The organism is Synechococcus sp. R3-13 (assembly GCF_047462195.1).
Lineage (GTDB): Bacteria > Cyanobacteriota > Cyanobacteriia > Thermostichales > Thermostichaceae > Thermostichus.
On sequence record NZ_JANSIO010000354.1, the window covers coordinates 1 to 3,291 of the forward strand.

Annotated in this window: 2 protein-coding genes; one reads left to right on the top strand and one right to left on the bottom strand. The window is 61.2% G+C overall.

Translation table 11 applies throughout. The features are described 5' to 3' along the window. Positions 1 to 73 precede the first annotated feature (73 nt). On the bottom strand, positions 74 to 502 hold the full coding sequence (locus NW856_RS10770; protein ID WP_414331038.1) for a hypothetical protein: 429 nt from the start codon (positions 500 to 502) through the stop codon (positions 74 to 76). Between the two features lie 112 nt (positions 503 to 614). On the opposite strand from NW856_RS10770, the gene recJ reads away from it, so the two are divergent. Next, entirely contained in the window at positions 615 to 3,263 is a 2,649-nt protein-coding gene (gene recJ / locus NW856_RS10775; protein ID WP_414400224.1) for a single-stranded-DNA-specific exonuclease RecJ, read from the top strand. Positions 3,264 to 3,291 lie beyond the last annotated feature (28 nt).

The window sequence follows — 3,291 nt, forward strand, 5'->3', positions numbered from 1 at the left end:
CACAGATCTAGTGCATCTCCAGTATAGATAGGCTGGCAAGGCTCTATCGCTATGGCTTGTCGGGGAGTTTGTTTCAGAGGCGACGGCGGCGGGATGGAGTCCTCGCCACAAGGGTGCGGGATCCCCCCAGGGCAAAGCGGATGATCTCCGTCTTGTACTGCTGCGAGCCCTCGGTGTAGCGGGCAAGCTGAATGGCGGATCCCTGGCCGGAAGGAAGCAAGAACCGTTCGCGACAGTGGTGGGCAGCACTCTCTGGAGTTTCCGCTTCGAGAGCAATGAAAAACCGCAGACGCAGCAGCACTTCCAACTTGGACAAGTGCTCGGTTTGCTCTGGCACCAAGCGGCCTAACGAGATTTGTAGGCGCGGCCTGCGTCGCCGAGATCCGGGGCGGCCCCAAAGCTGCTGGGCCAGTGTCCACAGAGAGGTCTGCTCAGAGGACTTGACCAACAGCTTTAAGCCTGTCAGCGGGTTAAGACCATAGGTAAGCAGCAGAGAATACATCGGCGGCAGGAAAGATTCAGAGGAGCGTTTTGAGCTAACGTCAAAAGGATACCCTATAGGCCAACTGTAGCACTGCCTACCCTCTATCCCCATCCAAGCCCCACCCTTCCCTATGGCCGGGATCCCTGCTCAACGCTGGCTGTTTCATCCTGTGGACAAGTTGGCTGCCCAGAGCTTGGCCGAGGCAGTGGGGATCTCGCCCATATTGGCTCAGATCTTACTCAATCGCGGGCTCTCCAGCCCTGCTGCCGTGCGGCAGTACCTGCAGCCGGATCCCGCCCACCTGCCCCCACCCAGTCAGGATTTTGCCGATTTGCCCCTGGCGGTGGACTTGCTGGACGGGGCGATTCGCCGACAAGAGCCCATCGCCATTTGCGGCGACTACGATGCCGACGGCATGACCAGCACGGCCCTGCTGCTGCGGGCTTTGCAGGACGCTCCAGTGCATTACCGCATCCCCAGCCGCATGACCGAGGGCTATGGCCTCAACAGCCGCATGGTGCAAGAGCTGCACCGAGAGGGGGTGCGCCTCATTCTCACCGTGGACAACGGCATCTCCGCCCACGAGCCCATCCAACTGGCCAAAGCTCTGGGCTTGACAGTGATCGTGACGGATCACCACGATTTGCCGCCCCAGTTGCCCCCTGCCGATGCCATCCTCAATCCCAAGCAGCTCCCGCTCTCTTCCCCCTATCGGGGGATGGCCGGGGTGGGGGTTGCCTACCTCCTGGCCCAGGCGCTGGCCGAGCGCCGCGGTGATGGCCATCTGCAGCGGGTAGCCCTGGAACTGTTTACCGTGGGCACCATTGCCGATTTGGCGCCGCTGACAGGGGTTAATCGTCTTTGGGTGCAGCAGGGGCTGAACCTTTTGCCCACCTCCCAGGTGGCAGGGATCCGCGCCCTTCTGCAGGTGATGGGCATGCAGGGATCCCTGGAGGGGCTGCGGCCTGAGTGGATTGGGTTTGGCCTGGGGCCGCGCATCAACGCCGTTGGGCGAATTGGCCGGGCGAGAATGGGGATCCAGTTGCTGACCACCGACGATCCCCAGCAAGCAGAGAAACTGGCCCGCCGCTGCGAACGGCTCAACCAGGTACGACAGCAGATGTGCGGGCGCATCGAGGCAGAAGCCCTAGAGCAAATTGCCCAGCAAGGCCGGGATTTGCAGCAGGAACGGGTATTGACGATTTTGGGATCCCCTCAGCAGAAATGGCATAAAGGGGTGATCGGCATTGTGGCCTCGCGGTTGGCAGAGCGTTTTGGCTGTCCGGTGTTCATCGGCAGCCAGTCGCGGCAAGGGGAGATCAGTGGCTCGGCGCGGCAGGGGATCCCCGAGTTTGACGTGTTTCAAGCGTTGGAGTTTTGCAAGGATCTGTTCACCAAGCACGGCGGCCACCCCGCTGCCGGGGGATTTAGCCTGAGAGCAGAAGACTGGCCTTTTTTTGAAGAACGATTGCGGCAGTTTGCCCAACAGCAGTTGCAGCCGGAGCAGATCCAGCCGCTGGTGCAAATCGATGCAGAAGTGTCGCTGTCAGATCTCACCCTTGACCTCTATCGAGAGCTGCAGCATCTGCAGCCCTGTGGTATCGGCAACCCTGAGCCGGTCTTCTGCAGCCGCAACCTGCAGGTTCTGCAACAGCAGCGATTTGGCCCAGTTCCCGGCCACCTGAAGCTGCTGCTCCGGGATCCTGCTCTCCCTACGCAACGCTCCCATGGGTTACGTGCTACTCGGACGGAGTCCTCTTGTCCGGGCAGGAGCGACTCAGCTGTCAAAACCTCCAGTTACGACACTGATGGGTTATCGCTGGGCAACGCTTTGGGCAACACTTTGGCGAACGGGTCAGCAGTGGGGAGCACAAACGCGAAGCCCCAGCGCCCTCTTTGGGCCATCTGTTGGCGGGGAGCGGAAATCTATCCGCTGCCAGAGCGAGTTGATGTAGCCTACACGCTCAAGGCCAAAACATGGCAGGGAGAAACCCAACTGGAGCTGGAAATTCTCGGGATCCAGCCTGCCCAAGAGGCTGCCACTGCCGGCAACCCCCCTCTCGAGAAAACAGCGCCCCGCACCCCTGATGGGAGCAAGTCTCCCATCTCCCCCGCCTCTCTGGATGCCACTCCTCCCATGCCCAACTCCAAGCCCTCGACTGTCTCCCAGAGGGGGACAGAGCCCTCACCTCTGTTGATCTGGCGCCCCACCCCCCAGCCCACCCAGCCTTTGCGTTGGCAAGCTGTAGACCGATTTTCTGTCCTCTGGCCTCAGGCGCAGGGAACCATCCTGTTCTACGGCTTCCGCCGCCCCTCGCTGGTCTTGTCTTCAAGGCGGCACCTGACTCTCCACTACGACCGCCCCCAAGCGGGCCACCGCTACGACCAACTCTGGTTGTGGAGCTGGCCCCCTTCTCTGGATCACCTCAAGTGGCTGCTCTGTTGCACCCCCAGCAGCGAGCTGTTGATTGCCGTCCATCAGCAAGCGGTGCCCCTGCCCTCCGCTGCCAGCTTGCAACGCCAGCTCCGCCAATACCTGCAAACCCACAGCCAGGTGGATCTGCTGCGCTTGGCCCAGCAGTGGTGGCTGTCTCCGGCAGTGTTGGTGGCAGGATTACGCTCTCTGGGGTATGCCTGCCCGGATTTTGGCCCCACGGGATCCCTCGGCGAAGAACTAGAAGCCCAGCAAGCTTGGTACAGCAGCTCCTGGCAGCAGGTTGCCGCCCTGCTTCAGGGATCCCACCTGGATTCTTCTGCGGCTGATTCTCATGGGGATTAGGTCGTGTTGATCTTATGTTAGGATAGAG